The sequence below is a fragment of the Sphingomonas sp. P4_G2 genome, assembly GCF_056401155.1.
The window spans coordinates 173,961-188,783 of record NZ_JBFUJY010000006.1 but is presented as its reverse complement, the minus strand read 5'-3'; the positions used below and the strand labels follow the sequence as shown (position 1 = coordinate 188,783).

General features: G+C 66.6%; 12 protein-coding genes. 4 read left to right on the top strand and 8 right to left on the bottom strand.

Going from position 1 to position 14,823, the window contains the following annotated elements:
• Both AC1DRD_RS17560 and AC1DRD_RS17555 read left to right on the top strand, forming a co-directional pair.
• Complete coding sequence (locus AC1DRD_RS17560) at positions 1-1,014, top strand: acyl-CoA dehydrogenase family protein (protein ID WP_478042345.1); 1,014 nt, start codon at positions 1-3, stop codon at positions 1,012-1,014.
• Positions 1,011-2,027, top strand: a complete 1,017-nt coding sequence (locus AC1DRD_RS17555; RefSeq protein WP_478042344.1) for an NADP-dependent oxidoreductase — start codon at positions 1,011-1,013, stop codon at positions 2,025-2,027. Before AC1DRD_RS17560 ends, AC1DRD_RS17555 begins: the two co-directional genes overlap by 4 nt.
• 3 nt (positions 2,028-2,030) lie before the next feature.
• Here AC1DRD_RS17555 and AC1DRD_RS17550 read toward each other — a convergent pair whose 3' ends face one another.
• From AC1DRD_RS17550 to AC1DRD_RS17515, 8 genes are all read right to left on the bottom strand, one after another.
• Positions 2,031-3,986: an oxidoreductase gene (locus tag AC1DRD_RS17550; RefSeq protein WP_478042343.1), complete on the bottom strand. Its 1,956-nt coding sequence runs from the start codon at positions 3,984-3,986 to the stop codon at positions 2,031-2,033.
• Positions 3,983-4,738, bottom strand: coding sequence for an SDR family NAD(P)-dependent oxidoreductase (locus tag AC1DRD_RS17545; RefSeq protein WP_478042342.1), 756 nt, complete (start codon positions 4,736-4,738; stop codon positions 3,983-3,985). Before AC1DRD_RS17545 ends, AC1DRD_RS17550 begins: the two co-directional genes overlap by 4 nt.
• Positions 4,735-5,643 (bottom strand): SDR family NAD(P)-dependent oxidoreductase, encoded by a 909-nt coding sequence (locus tag AC1DRD_RS17540; protein WP_478042341.1) that lies wholly within the window; start codon positions 5,641-5,643, stop codon positions 4,735-4,737. The genes AC1DRD_RS17545 and AC1DRD_RS17540 overlap by 4 nt, the downstream gene beginning before the upstream one ends.
• Positions 5,644-5,650: 7 nt before the next feature.
• Positions 5,651-6,949 (bottom strand): spinster family MFS transporter, encoded by a 1,299-nt coding sequence (locus AC1DRD_RS17535; RefSeq protein WP_478042340.1) that lies wholly within the window; start codon positions 6,947-6,949, stop codon positions 5,651-5,653.
• Positions 6,946-8,283, bottom strand: a complete 1,338-nt coding sequence (locus AC1DRD_RS17530) for an FAD-dependent oxidoreductase (protein ID WP_478042339.1) — start codon at positions 8,281-8,283, stop codon at positions 6,946-6,948. The genes AC1DRD_RS17535 and AC1DRD_RS17530 overlap by 4 nt, the downstream gene beginning before the upstream one ends.
• Before the next feature lie 16 nt (positions 8,284-8,299).
• The gene (locus AC1DRD_RS17525) at positions 8,300-10,753 is read right to left on the bottom strand and encodes a TonB-dependent receptor (protein WP_478042338.1); all 2,454 of its coding nucleotides are present in this window, start codon (positions 10,751-10,753) and stop codon (positions 8,300-8,302) included.
• Positions 10,754-10,814: 61 nt separating this feature from the next.
• Entirely contained in the window at positions 10,815-11,891 is a 1,077-nt protein-coding gene (locus tag AC1DRD_RS17520; protein ID WP_478042337.1) for a phosphotransferase family protein, read from the bottom strand.
• Entirely contained in the window at positions 11,888-13,129 is a 1,242-nt protein-coding gene (locus AC1DRD_RS17515; protein ID WP_478029627.1) for an acyl-CoA dehydrogenase family protein, read from the bottom strand. Before AC1DRD_RS17515 ends, AC1DRD_RS17520 begins: the two co-directional genes overlap by 4 nt.
• A gap of 154 nt (positions 13,130-13,283) precedes the next feature.
• Here AC1DRD_RS17515 and AC1DRD_RS17510 point away from each other — a divergent pair, with 154 nt between their 5' ends.
• Both AC1DRD_RS17510 and AC1DRD_RS17505 read left to right on the top strand, forming a co-directional pair.
• Positions 13,284-13,982 (top strand): carboxymuconolactone decarboxylase family protein, encoded by a 699-nt coding sequence (locus tag AC1DRD_RS17510; RefSeq protein WP_478042336.1) that lies wholly within the window; start codon positions 13,284-13,286, stop codon positions 13,980-13,982.
• A gap of 41 nt (positions 13,983-14,023) precedes the next feature.
• Complete coding sequence (locus AC1DRD_RS17505; protein WP_478042335.1) at positions 14,024-14,821, top strand: enoyl-CoA hydratase/isomerase family protein; 798 nt, start codon at positions 14,024-14,026, stop codon at positions 14,819-14,821.
• The last annotated feature ends 2 nt before the right edge of the window (positions 14,822-14,823 follow it).

The window sequence follows — 14,823 nt, the reverse complement described above, 5'->3', positions numbered from 1 at the left end:
ATGCGGCTGGAGCCGAGTGAGGAACAGACGATGCTGCGCGATATGGTCGCGCGGTTTCTTGCTGATCGCGGTGAGGCGGCAGCGATCGGGGCCGCGCCGATGCCGGCGGCCGACTGGCGTGCGATGGCCGAATTCGGGCTGTTCGGCTTCCTGCTGCCCGAGCGTGCCGGCGGCATGGGTGGCGGATCGGACGACGTGATGATCGTCGCGGAGGCGCTGGGTCGGGGGCTGGCGATCACGCCTTTAGGCGAGGCCGTGCTCGGCGCGGCCGACATCGTGGCGCGATATGGCGACGACTTGCTCGTCCGGCGGTTGGTCGCGCCGGCCATAGCGGGCGAGGCGATCCTGGCGCTGGCGGTTGGATCGCTGCGCGAGGAGGCTGGCAGCGTCTCGGGCAGGGTCGAATTCGTGCGCTGGGCGCCGCAGGCCTCGGCGCTCGTCGTGCTGGGGGATGACGCCGCTTATGTCGCAGCGCTCGATACGGATGCCGCCACGCTGACGCCGCGGCGGCTCGCCGACGGGACACCGGCGGCCTGCGTCACGCTGACCGATTGCGAGGCCGCGCGGATCGCGCTGCCTGCCGGCGCTGCAGAGACGGCGCTGGCCATGGTCGACCTCGCGCATGCCGCGGAGATGATCGGGGTGATGGCGCTGCTCTACGCACAGACCGCCGATTATGCCGCGACGCGGCGTCAGTTCGGCGCGGCGATCGGCACCTTCCAGGCGGTACAGCACAAGCTCGCTCGGATGTTCGTCGCGCTCGAACAGGCGCGCTCGCTGACGATCAAGGCGGCCGCGACTGGGCGGGAGGATGCGGACTTCGGGCGCGCCGCGCGATCGGCCAAGGCCTATGTCGCCCACGCGGCGCAGTTCCTCGCCGAGGAAGCGGTGCAGCTTCACGGCGGGATCGGCGTCACCGATGAATTGCCGGTCGGGCGAGGCTTGCGGCGGATAATGGTGCTCGCGCGGCTGTTTGGCGGCGCGGCGGATGCTCGCGCCAGACTGGCGGCATGACCATCAACCGCCGCTGGACGCTGGCGCGGCGTCCGGACGGGCCGGTTGCGATCGACGATTTCGCACTGGTCGAGGTGCCGTTCGTCGCGCCGCCGCTGAACGATGGCGAGATATTGGTGCGCAACCACATGTTCGCTATCGCGCCGACGATCCGCAACTGGCTCGACCCGCCGGGGCGCAGCGATCGCGGGTCGATCCCGATCGGCGGGGTGATATCGGGCATGGCGGGATGCGAAATAGTCGCCTCGCACCACCCCGGCTGGCAGATCGGGGATCGCCTGATCGCGATGGCGCGCTGGGAGGATTGGAGCGTGATCGCGCCCGATACCGCCGCAGTGCCGGCGTTTCGGCTGTCCGCCGAGATGGATTTTGCCCAGGCACTGGGGCCGCTCTCGCTCAACAGCCTGACCGCCTATTTCGGGATGACCGAGGTGGGACGGGTCGCCGCGAACGACGTAGTGCTGGTGTCGGGAGCGGCCGGCTCGGTTGGGTCGGTCGCCTGCCAGATCGCGCGGATCCTGGGTGCGCGCGTGATCGGGATCGCAGGTGGCGCGGACAAATGCGCTTGGCTGCGTGAGACCTGCGGCGTCGAGGCGATCGATTATCGCGGCGAAGACGTGGGCGCGCGCCTCACGGAACTATGCCCGGCCGGGATCGATCTGTTCTTCGACAATGTCGGCGGCGCGATCCTCGATGCCGCGATCGACCGGATGGCGGCGCACGGGCGGGTCGTGCTGTGCGGCCAGATCGCCGCTTATGACGGCGACGGGCCGGCGCGGGGACCAAGCGACATGATGAAACTGGTCTATCGGCGGCTCAGGATGGAAGGCTTCGTCGTCGGCGATTTCGTCGACCGCGCCGATGAAGCGCGGGCAGTGCTGGGCGGGTGGATCGAGCGCGGCGCGCTCAAGGTGCGGATCGACGAACGGCACGGCTTCGACGCGATACCGGCTGCGTTCGTCGACCTGTTCGCGGGGCGCAATGCCGGGACGCTGATCGTCGCGGCGGACTGAGCCTCAGAGCCGCACCGCCAGCCGATGCGCTTCGAACAAAGCCTGCGACAGGCGCCGCGGGGCAACGCAATCGCCGATCGAGTGGACCTCCAGCCCACGATCGGAAAAGATGGCCGGCCTCGGGCCGGCGACCGAGCGCCCGGTCTGTACCACCACCAGATCCGCCGCGATCGTGCGTTCGGCGCCGCTGGTCAGGGACATCAGATTGGCGACCCCCTCCCCCGCCTGGAGCAATTCGGACAAGACTTCGTAGCGTGTGTCGCCCGTGCCGAGCCGCACCAGCAACGGCGCTACGCTCTCCGCCGGGATTGCCCCCGCGATCGTCGCCGACGGGGTCGACAGGGTGACCTGCCACCCCGCATCGACCAGCGCATTGGCGACGCCATAGGTCCACCAGAAACCGCTGCCGTCGTCCTGGACCAGCACCTGCCCCGAACCGTACGGTGCGGGCGCGCCATCGCGGAGGATGTCGAGCCAGCCGCACACGCCCGCACCATCGCGCTCGGGGTCGAGCGGCCGAGGCACGGCACCAGTGGCGAGCACGATCGCATCCGCGTGTCCGACAAGATCGCCGGGATAGTCGATCCGACGGCCGAGATGGATATCGACCGGCAGGCGGCGGAGCTCACTCTGCAAGTGATCGATCAACCGCAGTAGGCCGGAACGTTCGGGGATCGCCGCGGCATAGAGGAATTGTCCGCCCAGGCCGTCGCTCGCTTCGTATAATGTGGCCCGATGCCCGCGCAGCGCCACGATCCTTGCTGCTTCCATGCCTGCCGGCCCGCCGCCGACAATGGCGATGCGGCGTGGTTCCGTAGCGGGCTGGAATGATGCAAAGGCGGTATCGCGCTCGCGCCCCGCCAGCGGGTTGACCGCACAGTGCAGATGCGGCGCGAAGGCGCGGCAATCCTGGTTCAGCCCGACGCACGGGCGGATGCGGTTGGCTTCGCCGCGCGCCGCTTTGGCCACCCAATCGCCGTCCGCGACGAAAGCGCGTGCGAAGCCGACGGCGTCGGCTTGCCCGTCGGCCAGCGCCTTTTCGGCGAGTGCCGGCGACGTGAAGCGCTGGCCGACGATCGTCACCAGTCCGGACGCATCTCGCAGCACGCCGGCGGCGCGCGCCGCGGTAGCCTCGGGCTGGGTCACGTCCTTCACATAGGCGCCGCGCGTGCCTTGGGTGACGCTGAGGTAATCGACGGGATGATCGCGCGCGATCGCCTCGACGATGCGCCTGGTGTCGGACAGTTCGAGGCCGTTGGCGAGTTCCTCGTCGGCGCTGAGGCGCAGCCCGAGCAAGAAGTCGTCGCCGCAGGCGGTACGGATCGCGTCGATCAGTTCGAACAGGAAGCGCATCCGGCGCACCGGGTCGCCGCCCCAGCCATCGTCGCGGTGATTGGTGGCGGGCGACAGGAACTGGCCGACGAGATAGCCGTGCGCGCCGTGGATCTCGACGCCGTCATGCCCGGTCGCCTTCAGATTGGCCGCGGATCGGGCGAAGTCGGCAATAATCCGGCGGATGTCGGCGTCGTCCATCTCGTGCGGCGGGAAGGGATCGCGCGGCGAGCGGATCGGGCTTGGCGCAAGCAACGGATGATCGCTTTCCATGCCGATCGATTCGCGGCCCAGATGGATGATCTGGCCGACGATCGCCGCGCCCTGCGCGCGAACCGCCGCCGCGCGCCGTGCGAGCGCGGGCAGGACCTGGTCGTTATAGGCCTCGATCAGCTTGCGTCCGCGCCGCGCGGTGTCGGGCGAGACCACCGCCGCCCCCGTGATCATCAGCCCCACGCCCGATCGCGCGCGGTCTTCGTAATAGGCGATGTCGTCGTCGGTAGGGGCGCCGTCCACGACCATCGAAGTGCCGTGCGGCAGCATGACGATACGGTTGCGGAGCGTGACCGGACCGATCTCGACTGGGGAGAACAGGCGCGGAAATGGCGGGCCGCCGGTCGACGTCATTGCACGATCGTGCCGCCGTCGATCACCAACTCGGCACCAGTCATGTAGCTGGACTCCGAACTCGCCAGGAACAGGATCGCGTCGGCGATCTCGTCTGCCCGTCCCATCCGGCCGAGCGGAATATTGGCGAGGCGTTGCGCGGCTTTTTCGGGGTCGGCGAACACCGCTGCCGCGAGCGGAGTCTCGATCAGCCCCGGATGGACCGAATTGGCGCGGACCCCATTGCTCAGCGCCGTGCATTCGAGCGCGGTTGCCTTGGTGAACATCCGCACGCCACCCTTCGCCGCGCAATAGCCGGCGATATCGACGCCGCCGATGATGCCGCGAACCGAAGACAGGTTGACGATCGCGCCATGCCCGGACGCGGCCAGCAGCGGCAGCATCGCACGCGTGCCGAGAAAGACGCTGTCGAGATTGATCGCCATGGTGTCGCGCCACTGCGCCAGGCTGGTTTCGGCGATCGGGCGAACGACAGCATTGCCGACATTGTTGACCAGCACGTCCAGCCGGCCGGCTTCGTGCGCGATGCGTTTCGCCAGCGCCGTCCAGGCCGCTTCGTCGGTCGCGTCGAAGGTTATGGCGTGAAGCCGGTCAGCGGAAGGCAGCCCGGCAACCGCCTCGGCGAGCTGGTCGGCATCGCGATCGGCGAGATAGACTTGCCCGCCTTCCGCCAGGAAACGCCGCGCGGCCGCCAGACCGATGCCTGACGCGGCGCCGGTCACCAGCACGAGGTGATCGGTGAAACGGCTCATGCCGTGTGCGGTTCGCTGGCCGATGGTTCGCGATCGAGACCCGCGTCGCGGCGGCTCATCGCGACGATGTCGTCGAAGCTGGGATTGGCGCGTGCCAGGATATCGTCGGCCCGCTGCCTGATCGCGGGGTCGAAGGCGGTCGTGGTGAAGGCATAGAAACGATCCGCGATGATCGCGTCGAACGCGATATCGGCGGCTTCCTCGGCGGTGGTGGCGTTGCGGTAGAGTTCCTCGCGCATCGCCTCGAGCTCGGCGGATTCGCGGATCGGGCCGTCACCATCGGCGAAGGCGGCGGGGCGGTGGCGCTCGGCGTCGTAGATCGCCGTCTTGACCAGCCCCGGGCAAAGCATCGTCACCCCGATCGGCGCGCCGATTTCCTTCAGGCCTGCATAGAGCGCCTCGGTCGCGCGCACGACGGCATGCTTGGCGGCACCATAGCATGCCGATCCCGAACCGCTAACGACGCCGGCGACCGATGCGGTGTTGAGGATATGGCCGGGACGTCCAGCCTCGATCATCCTCGGCACGAATGCGCGCATTCCATGGACCACGCCATAGAGATTGACCCCGAGCGACCATTGCCAGTCGCCCAGGCCATATTCCCAAACCTTGCGATGCCGTCCGCCGGGCACGATTCCGGCATTGTTGCAGAGCAGGTCGACCGTGCCGAACCGCGCATAAGCGGCGTCGGCGAGCGCCGCGACGCTTGCCTCGTCGGATACGTCACAGCGCACCGCCAACGCCCGATCGCCCCCGATTGCCGTGGCAATCTCTCGCGCTTGTGTTTCCTGGATGTCCGCCAGGACGACGTTCATTCCCTCGTTCGCCGCGCGGCGAGCCAAGGCGGCGCCGATTCCGCTGCCCGCGCCGGTGATGACCGCGGTCCTGCCCTCGAAATCGTGCATGTCCGTCTTACTCCGTGACAACATTCTGCGACTGGCTGAAAAATCGCGCCGCGTAGAGGAAAACCAGCGCCGCGACCGCCGAGGGAACCAGCATGATCGCGAGCGCGAAGCGCAGTGCGTCCTGCCCGGCCAGCGGCGCCAGCACATCGCTCAGCAAGCCGGTCAGCCACGGCCCCAGGCCGAGGCCGAACAGATTGAAACAGAGCAGCAGTACGGCATTGCCGAACGCCCGCATGTTGGGCGGCGTGGCGGATTGGGTCGCGGCGAGGATCGGGCCGTAATAAGCGATCATCGACGCCGCCGCGATCGTTGCCGCGCCGATCGCGATCGGGGTCGACCGCGTCAGATATTGCAGCAGCGCGACGACCACCGTGATGCCGACCACCAACGCCATGATCCACACGCGCCAGCGCGGATCGCGCTTGGTGAGCCGGTCGGTGATCCAGCCGCTGGCGAACATCCCGACGGCGCCCGCACCCCCGCTCAGCAACGCCATCAGCGCCGCGACAGTGCCGAGCGACAGGCCGTGCGTGCGCGAAAAGAACGGCGCGTTCCACGTCATCATCGAATATTGCGAGAATCCGTGCAGCATCCCCGCGATGACGACGTAGCGAAAGCCCCTGGCGCGCCACAGCACGCCGAGCGACGCGCCGATCGGCAGGGCGGGGGCTGGAGGAACGGCAGTAACGATATCGGCGCTGCCGCGTTTCGGTTCGGCCAGAATCGCGAGGACGATCGGCGCGAGCACCAGCCCCGCGCCGCCGATCACCGCAAAGGCCAGCCGCCAGCCCAGTACCGCGCCCAGCCAGCCGGCGCCGGCATAGCCGACCGTCAGCCCGGCCGGCAGCGCCAGGCCCCAGGTCGACATCGCGGTGGCGCGGCGATGCGGCGGATAATAGTCCGCGATCAGCGATACGCTGGCGGGCACGCTGCCCGCCTCGCCGATCGCGACGCCGATGCGCAGCACGACCAGCATCGCGAAGCTGGTGGCGAGGCCGCACAAAGCGGTCATCGCGCTCCAGATCGCGAGCGAGACGACGATGATCCAGCGCCGGTCGAGCCGATCGGCGAGCCGCGCGATCGGCAGCGACAAAGTCGCGTAGAACAACGCGAAGGCGAGCCCCGTCAATGCGCCGAGCTGCCCATCGCTCAGCCCCAGGTCCGCCTTGATCGGAATCTGCAGCAGCGAGACGATCGTGCGGTCGATATAGTTGAACGCGGAGACCAGGAACAAGGCGAGCAGCGCGAGGCGCCGGGTGCCGGCGCGTCCGGTCGCGAGCGGATCGAGTATTGTCATCGTCGTCATGCCCAGCCCGCGGAGCGCGCGGCGGTGATACCGAAGGTGGCGGCAAGCGCGAGCCCACCCGCATAGCCGCGTCCGAACGCGCCGCCGGCATCGCTGCCCGCCGCGAACAGCCCGGGGACGGGCGTGCCGTCTCTGCGTAGCACGCGCGCCTCGGGATCGATCGTCAGCCCGCCGAAGGTGAAGGTGATCGCCGGGTGGACGATCAGCGCATAGAAAGGCGGTTTGTCGAGTACGGCGAAATCGTCGGTCCGAGGCGGGTCCATCACTTCCCAGCCGTGGCGGGCCTGATGGTTGAACGCGGCGATCGTCGCGCGTGTCGCGGCGCCGTCGAACCCCTGCGCGGCGGCGAAATCCGCGACCTCATCGAGCGTCTCCGCAACGATGCCCTTGCCGCCATTCTCGATCGCGACCTGCATCTTGTCGAGCGGGACGCCGACCGAGACGACCGGGACGGTGGCATAGGCCGCATGCGCGCGCGAATCCCAGAAGCACAATGCGCGCGCGCCAGGCTGCCGCACCGTGTGAGCGGTATTGGCGTGGTCGCCATAGCTCTCGTCGCAGAAGCGCTCGCCGCGCTCGTTGATCAGCAGCGCATGTTCGCTGTGATATTGCGACAGCGCGACATAGAGCCGCTCGTCGTCCCAGACGCGCGGCTCGCTGACCAGATGGCCGTAGAACCCGGCATTGGTCCCCGCGACCTCGCCGCCCGCTTCCTCGCCGAGTCGCAGCCCGGCACCGTCGCTGATCGGATTGGACCGCAGTAGCATCTTCTCGGCCTGGGGATGAATGTAGCGCGCGCGTAGTTCGGGCGACGCCTGATAGCCACCGGTTGCGAGAAGCGTTGCCGCCGATTTGACGGTCACCTCGCCATCGGCGTGCCGAGTCCGCGCTCCGGTCACTCGACCGTCCTCGTCGCGTAGCAGTGCCGTCGTCTCGGTCTCGAGGATGACGAACCCGCCATGCTGCTCGACCAGATCGGCGCCGCCGCGGATATGGGCGTGAATGTCGATCTGGTAGCCCTGTCCGTGAAGCACGTCGATCCGCGGCGACATGTCTATCCCGCGGCGCCGCAGCCAGGCGACCGCCGCGGGATAAGTGTCGAACACGACGCGGGCGAGTGCCGGATCGCCCCCGCCATAAAGGTCGATCTTCTCGCGCGAGGATGCCGTCCAGAACACCCCGCCCGACAGCACCGCCGACCCGCCCAGCGCCGCTGCCTTCTCGACGACGATCACGCGCGCGCCGCGCTCGGCGGCCCAGCCGGCGGCGGACATGCCCGCCATGCCGCCGCCGATGACCAACAGGTCGCATGTGATCGTCTCTTCGTCGGTCATCGGCTAGTCGCGCTTCCTAGAACTTCATCTCGACCTGGACGAGGACGGCGCGCGGCTCACCGGCGACGGTGAAGACCTCACCCACGCCGCCCGGCTTGTCGACGCCCAGCGTGCCGTAGCGCCTATTGGTCAGGTTGCGGCCGATCAGCGACAAGGCCCAGCGGTCGTCGACCGTGGCGATCCGGGCACCCGCGTTGATGATCGTGAAGCTGGGCTGATACGACACCGGGTTGAGATTGAGCCCGGTATAATAGCCCGCCGTGTAGCGAAGGTCGGCGTTGAGCGTCATCTTGAAGTTGGACGACAGACTGACGTCCTGTGCGATCCCGGCGGTCAGCACCCAGTCGGGCGCGCGATAGACCGGTTTCCCTGACAGGTCCTGATGGGCCGGTACCGATCCGGCAGCAGGAATGCATCCGAGCGCTGCGGTCTGCCCGGCATAGCATTGCGCGATCGGGAAGGACTGGAAATGGGCATCGTTATAGGACGCCGTCGTGCGCAAGGTGGTGCCTTTGATCGGGCGATAGGTGGCTTCGAACTCGACACCCTTGGTCAACGTACTGGCGGCATTCTGCGTGACGAACACCGGGGTTCCGTTTGGCAATACCAGCAGCGAGGTCAGTGGCAGGCCGGTATATTTGTAGCTGAACCCGGTGAGCGTGGTGGTCAGCTTGTTGTTGAACAGCGACGCCTTGGTCCCGATCTCGAACCCGCGCACCTTCTCCGCGTCGAAGCTCAACGTATTCTTCGTGGCGGTCGATGCGAGAATGCCGGGATTCGAGTATCCGCCCGCCAGATACCCGGTCTTATACGCGCCGTAGATCAGCACGTTGCGATGCGGATGCCAGCTCAACGTCGCCTCGGGCGAGAAATTGCTCGCGCTCTTTTCGCCGTTGATGACCGTGCCCACCGGCAGAATCCCGACGGCGTTGGAGTTCACGAAGGTGCTGAAGCTGTTGAGCTTGTTCTTCTGCCACGTATAGCGCCCGCCGCCGGCAAGCTCGAGCGAATCGGAGAATTTGACGATCAGCTGTCCGAACCCGGAAAATGCCGTGCTCTCATTATGCTGTTCGTTGTCATAAGCGTGAAATTTGCCGGTCGTCGCGTCGGGCAATAACGGACCGTTCGCGCCACCGACGTACAGGGTCCGCTTGTTCTGTTCGTAATGTCCGCCGAACGCGATGTTGAACATGCCGTCGAACGAGGAGACGGCACGGAGTTCTTCGTAGAAGCTCTTGTTCTTCTCGTTGCTGTACGACCAGAATTGGGAATAAGCGGTGCCGTCGGCATTGCCCTGGCTGACATAGGCATAATCGTAATAGCCGGTGACCGAGGTCAGCTTGATCTTGCCCGCGGTGTAATTGAGCGTCAGCGTCGGCAGATAGGTATCGTCGCTGGAATAGGGGCGGCCATTGTCGTGCGACTTCACCTGTGGCCACAGGTTGATGATCGTCGGCGACAGCCAGCCCTGCGAAGAGCGGTCATTGAGCTTGCAGTCGCCGGTCGGATCGAGCAGCGCCGCGCCGGTGCCTGGCCGCGCCCGACCGGCAGGGCAGCCCATGACTTCGTCGAAGCTTTGCAGGCTCTGGCCTTCATAACGGCTGACGAGCATCTTGAAGGTCGCATCGAAATTGCCGTCCTCATATTTAAGGGTGAACCTGCCGGCGAGCTTCTTCTCGGCGCCGAGCCGGCCCTGCGCGGCGGGGACGAAGATGCTCCCGGTCGCGGCGCTGCGCAGCAGATCGGGCACGCCGTTGTTCATGTTGCGGATATAGCCCTGGCTCTGGCTGGCGAAGAGCGCGAGGCGGGCGCCCAGCTTGTCGGTGATTGGCCCCGACACCGCCGCCTCGATCGAGGCGGTATCGGCGTTGAATTCATAACCGCTGCGGACGAACCCGGAAAACGTCGACGTCGGATCGGCCGACTTGACCGACACCACGCCGCCCGGAGAGTTCTTGCCGAAGAACAACGCCTGCGGCCCCTTGAGGACGTCGACCGTCTCGATGTCGAACAAGGCGTCGTTGAGGATGCGTCCGCGGCTGATCGCCATGCCGTCGAAATCGAGCAGGACCGATTGCTCGACCCCGGCGTCGAGGCTCGCCGAACTGACCCCGCGCATCGTGATCGACGTGCCCGACCCAGTGAAGCCGCGGTCGAGCGAGACTTGTGGTGCCAGAATCTTGATGTTGGCGACCGACGTTAGGTCGTATTGCCGGATCTGTGCCGGGGTGATCACCGTGGCAGCCACGGGCACGTCGATCAGACGCTCCGAACGCCGGCGCGCGGTCACGACGATATCGGCGTCGTTGGTCTGATCGTCCCGGGCGGCCTTGGCTTCACCGGGGGCCGCTTGCGGCGCGTTCGCGTTCGCGTTGGCAGCGGCGAGCGCCGGCTGTTCCTGCGCCATGGCGGGCGACGCCAGGGCGGTAGCAAGGGCGCCGAGCGCCGAACTCCAGAATAGCTTGTCCATATCGTTTCCCTCTCCCTTTACGTGATCGCCCCGGTCTCGCCGAAGTCGTTTTGTTTGGTTTTCAGGTTGCGCCCGCCTTCAGGGCTGCCCGCCAAGCGGCCTTGGCCAGCGGGTCGATGCGCTCGATGATTTCGCTCGCATTCGCCGCAGTCTGGACGCCTTCTCGCGCACGTCCCGCGATCCCCTGGAGGATCGCCGCGACGCGGAAGAGATTGTAGGCAGTGTAGAATGGGTGCGTCGGGTCACTGTCGAACCCGGTGCGCTCGCGATAGCGACGGGCATAGTCCGCGGGACTCGGGATGCCGAGCGCATCGAGGTCGGCACCGGCGAGCGTGCCGCGCACATCGACACCCTCCGGCCGGGTCCATTCCATCATGTGATAGCTGAGGTCGCCGATGGGATCGCCGAGCGTCGACAATTCCCAGTCGATCATCGCCACCACGCGCGGCTCGGTCGGATGGATCAGCAAATTGTGGAACGAATAGTCGCCATGGATGATCGTCGTGCGCTCGGGCAAAGCGGGAATCGCGCCGGGCAGCCAGGCGATCAGTCTGTCCATTTCGGGGATGTCGCGAGTGCGCGATAGGTCGTACTGGCGCGACCAGCGCGAGATTTGGCGCGCGAAATAATTGCCGGGCTTGCCGTAATCGCCGAGCCCGATCGCGGCATAGTCGACGCGGTGGAGCGCCGCGAGCGTGGCGTTCGCCGAATCGTAGATCGCCGCGCGCTCGTCGCGCGACAAACCGGGCATGCGCGGATCCCAGAAGGCACGGCCGGGCACGTGGCGCATGACGTAGAACATCGTGCCGATGACGTCGGTGTCCTCGCATAGTACCAGCGGCTCGGGTACGGGCAGCCCGGCGTCGAACAACGCGCGGGTGACGCGGTATTCGCGGTCGACAGCATGGGCGGAGGCGAGCAGCACGCCCGCCGGCTTGCGGCGAAGGACCAGCTTGCCGGCGACGGTTTCGAGCAGGAAAGTCGGGTTCGACTGGCCTCCCTGGAACTGATGGACCGCAATGTCGCCGGTCAGGCCGGGGATGGCACCGCGCAAGTAACGCGCGAGCCGATCTTCGTCGAACTGGCTACCCGGCGCCACGGCGACGGTCGCGCCGATCTGTGCGGCGGGCGCGTTCATGCCGCCTTCCTTGCGGTGCGATATTTGTCGAGTTCCATTCGCGCGAGCTGACGTTCGTGGACCTCGTCGGGACCGTCGGTCAGCCGGACGATGCGAGTGTTGGCCCACAGCTCCGCAAGCCCGAAATCGTCCGAGACGCCACCACCGCCATGTGCCTGAATGGCATCGTCGACGATCCGCTGCGCCATCCGGGGCGCGGCGATCTTGATCATCGCGATTTCGGCGCGCGCCGCCTTGTTGCCGACTGTGTCCATCATGTGCGCCGCCTTGAGGCAAAGCAGCCGCGCCATCTCGATCTCGCAGCGCGCGCGGGCGATCCGTTCTTCCCACACCGAATGTTCGGCGATCGATTTGCCGAAGGCATGGCGGTCGACCAGCCGGCGGCACATCTTCTCGAGCGCGACCTCCATCGTCGCGATGTTGCGCATCGTGTGGTGGATGCGGCCCGGGCCGAGCCGGCCCTGCGCGATCTCGAACCCGCGTCCTTCACCCAGCAGCAGATTCTCGGCGGGGACGCGCACCTCCTCGAGCAGCACCTCGAAATGGCCGTGCGGGGCGTGGTCGTAGCCGAAGACGGGCAGGTGCCGGACAAGCGTGACGCCGGGTGTGTCGCGCGGCACCAGGATCATCGATTGCTGGTTATAGGCGGGCGCGTCGGGATCGGTCTTGCCCATCAGCACGAAGAAGTCGCACCGCGGATGGCCAGCGCCCGACGACCACCATTTGCGGCCGTTGATGACATAATGCCCGCCGTCGCGCCGTATCTCGGTCTGAATGTTGCGCGCGTCGGACGAAGCCACGGCGGGTTCGGTCATCAGGAACGCCGAGCGCGTGACGCCGTCGCGCAGCGGCACCATGAAGCGCTCTTTCTGCGCCGGCGTGCCGTAGCGATGGAGCACCTCGAAATTGCCCGTGTCGGGCGCCATGCAGTTGAACACCTCGCTCGCGAACGAGACGCGCCCCATCAATTCGGCGATCGGGGCGTAGTCGAGATTGGTGAGTCCCGGGCTGGTGAAATAGGCGTCGTCATGCTCCGATGGGGGCATGAAGAAGTTCCACAACCCTTCGGCTTTCGCTTTGGCCTTGAGCGACTCGAACACCGGCGGGATGTCGCGCCAGCGGTCGATCGCCGCCAGTTCGGCGTGATAGACGGGGATCGCGGGGACGATATGCTCGTCCATGAATCCGCGGACGCGGCCCATCCATTCGCTGGATCGCTGCGACTGTTCGAACGCCATGGCGCGGATATCCCTCCTGTCGATTCTCTCGGATCGTTCGTCCGGTCGGTCGGCCATACTATTTCCCGACCGACCGGTCGGCTGTCAAATTGGACAGTGGGGTGATGGTTGACGCCCGACCAGTCGGTCGACAAGTTTAAGGCGGGAGAGGTCGATGACGACGCCAAGATCATTTGGGCCATTGGGCGACGTCGCGCTGCTGCGCGGCCATGCGCCGTACACGCTTGCGGGCTATGCGGGTTTCCGTGCCGTCATCGATACCGATGGCGCGGTGCCGGCACGGCTCAAGGCGCTGTTCGCCTCAGTCGCCGCGATCGACCGCCGCTATCCCGATCTGGCGCGGCGCGAGCTGGCGCGGGGGGCATCGCTCGGGCTGATCGTCCGCGACGCGACCGCGGGGCTCATCGTCCTCAGCAGCTTGCGCGGCGAAGGCGCGGCGCTCGAATTCGCCGACGTGATCGCAAGCGTCTTCGATGACCCCAGCGCACCGCCGCCGCAGGACTTGCCGCATGCCGAACCGGGTGAGGCGGAAGCAAACTTCCTCGCTTATTTCGGCACGATTCCGGTGCCGCTCGCCCAGTTGATGCGGCTGTGTCCGGCTGCGGCCGACGCTTATTACCTGATGCGTCGCGGCAGCATCGACGCCAATCCGCTGTCGCCCAAACATGGCGAACTGCTGCTGCTGGCGATCCTCGCCGCCGGCTACAGTCCGATGGCCGCGACGCATGTCCGCGGCGCGCGCATGGCAGGCGCGACCGACCAGGAAATCGCCGAGGCGGTGCTCTGCGCCGTCCCCGCTGCCGGCATCGCGGCCTGGATGGGCGTCGGTGCGATGCTCGCTCCCGACCAATAGACCCCAGGGCCCAATTCACTCGAATATCGAAGGAGATACTCATGGAACTCGAAAAGGACGTCATCCAGTACGAACTGGCCGACAACGGCATCTGCACGATCTGGCTCAACCGCCCGCACAAACGCAATTGCGTCAGTCCGCAATTGCTACGCGAGCTGGAAGTCGCGGTGGATCGCGCGGCGGCGGACAAGAAGGCGCTCGCCGTCGTGTTCCGCGGGCGCGGCAACACCTTCTGCTCGGGCGCGGACCTCGACCAGCTGGTCGGCCCGGTGCTGCACGAATCGACCACCTCGCTACAGCTCGCGATCGACTCGGCACGCACCTATGACAAGATCTACAACATGGGTAAGCCGACCATTGCAGCGGTCGAGGGCTATGCCGTCGCGGGCGGGTTCGAACTGATGATCTCGTGCGATTTCGCGCTGGCGGCGTCCGAAGCGAAGATCGGCGACTTCCACATCCGCCGCGCGCTGTTCGGCGGCGCAGGGCCGATCTATCGCCTCCCGCGCTATATCGGCATGCGCAAGTCGAAGGAGCTGATGTTGACCGGCAAGCTCTTGACCGGCGACGAAACGGTCGAATGGGGCCTGTGCAACGCCTCCGCGCCGATGGCCGAGTTCGACCAGTTGATCGCCGATTTCTGCGCGCCGCTGATCGACAAGAGCCCGTTCTGCATGTGGATGACAAAGATGGCGCTCAATCGCGGCATGGATGCGGATACCAATACGCTGATCACGCTCGAGACGATGACCTGCAACGTCGTTCACCATTCGGCCGATGCCAAGGAAGGCGTCGCGGCGTTCCTCGAAAAGCGCAAGCCAGTCTGGACGGGCAACTAAGG

Bases quoted from the DNA above. Each gene is read 5' to 3' on its own strand.
- AC1DRD_RS17560 (WP_478042345.1), top strand. From the start codon at position 1: ATGCGGCTGGAGCCGAGTGAGGAACAGACGATGCTGCGCGATATGGTC.
- AC1DRD_RS17555 (WP_478042344.1), top strand. From the start codon at position 1,011: ATGACCATCAACCGCCGCTGGACGCTGGCGCGGCGTCCGGACGGGCCG.
- AC1DRD_RS17550 (WP_478042343.1), bottom strand. From the start codon at position 3,986: ATGACGTCGACCGGCGGCCCGCCATTTCCGCGCCTGTTCTCCCCAGTC.
- AC1DRD_RS17545 (WP_478042342.1), bottom strand. From the start codon at position 4,738: ATGAGCCGTTTCACCGATCACCTCGTGCTGGTGACCGGCGCCGCGTCA.
- AC1DRD_RS17540 (WP_478042341.1), bottom strand. From the start codon at position 5,643: ATGCACGATTTCGAGGGCAGGACCGCGGTCATCACCGGCGCGGGCAGC.
- AC1DRD_RS17535 (WP_478042340.1), bottom strand. From the start codon at position 6,949: ATGACGACGATGACAATACTCGATCCGCTCGCGACCGGACGCGCCGGC.
- AC1DRD_RS17530 (WP_478042339.1), bottom strand. From the start codon at position 8,283: ATGACCGACGAAGAGACGATCACATGCGACCTGTTGGTCATCGGCGGC.
- AC1DRD_RS17525 (WP_478042338.1), bottom strand. From the start codon at position 10,753: ATGGACAAGCTATTCTGGAGTTCGGCGCTCGGCGCCCTTGCTACCGCC.
- AC1DRD_RS17520 (WP_478042337.1), bottom strand. From the start codon at position 11,891: ATGAACGCGCCCGCCGCACAGATCGGCGCGACCGTCGCCGTGGCGCCG.
- AC1DRD_RS17515 (WP_478029627.1), bottom strand. From the start codon at position 13,129: ATGGCGTTCGAACAGTCGCAGCGATCCAGCGAATGGATGGGCCGCGTC.
- AC1DRD_RS17510 (WP_478042336.1), top strand. From the start codon at position 13,284: ATGACGACGCCAAGATCATTTGGGCCATTGGGCGACGTCGCGCTGCTG.
- AC1DRD_RS17505 (WP_478042335.1), top strand. From the start codon at position 14,024: ATGGAACTCGAAAAGGACGTCATCCAGTACGAACTGGCCGACAACGGC.